The 1,705-nt window shown below is 75.5% G+C and carries 2 protein-coding genes; both read left to right on the top strand.

Annotated elements, in window-relative coordinates; genetic code table 11:
• The coding region (locus tag MCAG_RS33355; protein ID WP_036372175.1) for a hypothetical protein at positions 1-289 on the top strand (289 nt) is incomplete at its 5' end.
• Between the two features lie 70 nt (positions 290-359).
• On the top strand, positions 360-1,553 hold the full coding sequence (locus tag MCAG_RS03510; protein ID WP_007071597.1) for an AAA family ATPase: 1,194 nt from the start codon (positions 360-362) through the stop codon (positions 1,551-1,553).
• Positions 1,554-1,705: the final 152 nt, after the last annotated feature.

Here is a 1,705-nt window from a genome sequence, read left to right as displayed (position 1 = left end):
GGCCCGCGCCGAACTGGCCGGCACTCTGTACCTGGTCGTCGCCGCCAGTCGGCCCGGGGCCGGCCGGTCGCTGTTCCTGCCCGGCCCGTGGCTGACCCGCGGCACCGGGCAGGCCCCCATCGAGCGCTGGAAGGTCACCCTGTTCGACCTGGCACCCGACGGTACGGCCGCGCTCGCCGTCACCGTGCCGGTCGAGCCGGTCGCCGACCTGTACCGGCGGACCTGGCGACGGTTGCGCGACGGCGACCGGCCCCGCCTCGACACCCCGCCCACCCGCGCCCCGCGCTGATCCCTGCGGAGGTCGGCCCGGCCCATCACCGACCCGCACGTCCGATACCAGTGAGAGATCGAGGAACCCCGTGACCGTGACGGAACACGTCCGCCCCACCGTGGCGCCGCAGAGCACCGCCGCCCAGGTGCTCTCCGCCGAACAGCGGTACGCCGCCGAGCTGGCCTTCCTGGCCGCTTACGACGACGGGGCCCGGCCGCCGGGCTGGGCACTGACCCCGCGCGCCGTGGTCACCTTCATCCAGGGCAGCGACGGCGAGGCGCTGTCGCTGCCGGCCGACCGGCGTACCGGTCCGGGTGGCGTCGACCTGCCGGCCAGCATGACCATCGCCGCGAAGTTCGTCGGGGAGCGGAGCCTGGTCGAGCGGTGCGTGGTCACCCTGGCCGGCGAGCGGGGCCTGCTGCTGGTCGGTGAGCCCGGCACGGCCAAGTCGATGCTCTCCGAGTTGCTGGCCGCCGCCGTCTGCGGCACCAGCGCGCTGACCGTGCAGGGCACCGCCGGCACCACCGAGGACGCCTTCCGGTACGGCTGGAACTACGCGCTGCTGCTCGCCCAGGGCCCCACCCCCCAGGCATTGGTCGCCTCGCCGGTGCTGACCGCGATGCGGACCGGCCGGGTGGCCCGGATCGAGGAGGTCACCCGCTGCCTGCCCGAGGTGCAGGACGCCCTGGTGTCCATCCTGTCCGACCGGCGGATGAACGTGCCGGAGCTGGCTGGCACCGAGGACGGCCTGATCCGCGCGACGCCCGGGTTCACCGTGATCGCCACCGCCAACCTGCGGGACCGGGGCGTGTCGGAGATGTCCTCGGCCCTCAAGCGCCGGTTCAACTTCGAGACGGTCCACCCGATCGCGGACGCGGGCACCGAGACCGACCTGGTCCGCCGGCAGGCCACCGCCGCCGTCCAGCGCGCCGGAGCGCCGTACACGGTCGACGACGCGGTGCTGGACGCCCTGGTCACCGTGTTCCGGGACCTGCGGACCGGCCGGTCGGGCGAGGGCTGGGACGTGGAGCGGCCCGGCACCGTGATGTCCACCGCCGAGGCGGTGCAGGTGGCGGCGTCGCTCGGGCTGGCCGCCGCGTACCTGCCCGGCGGCGACCCACTCGACCTGGTCCCCGGGCACCTGCTCGGTGTGGTCCGCAAGGACGACGAGAACGACCACGCGCGGCTGCTCGGCTACTGGGACGGCCCGGTCCGCCGTCGCGCCGAGGACGGCTCGGCGATGTGGCGCCGGCTCTGGGACCTGCGGGCGAGCCTGCGGTGACGCCGCCGTCCCGCGTAGTCGCCGGTCCGGCCGCCGCACCGGTTGCGGTCGACCCGCCGGCTGCCGACCCGCGCGCCGTGGTCGACGCGCTCGCCGGGTCGGCCCGTCCGTACCTGATCGGGGTACGGCACCACAGCCCCGCCCTGGCGTCG

Origin of the sequence: Micromonospora sp. ATCC 39149 (genome assembly GCF_000158815.1) — a bacterium.
Taxonomy (GTDB): Bacteria; Actinomycetota; Actinomycetes; order Mycobacteriales; family Micromonosporaceae; genus Micromonospora.
This window is presented reverse-complemented; position numbering and strand designations above follow the sequence as displayed.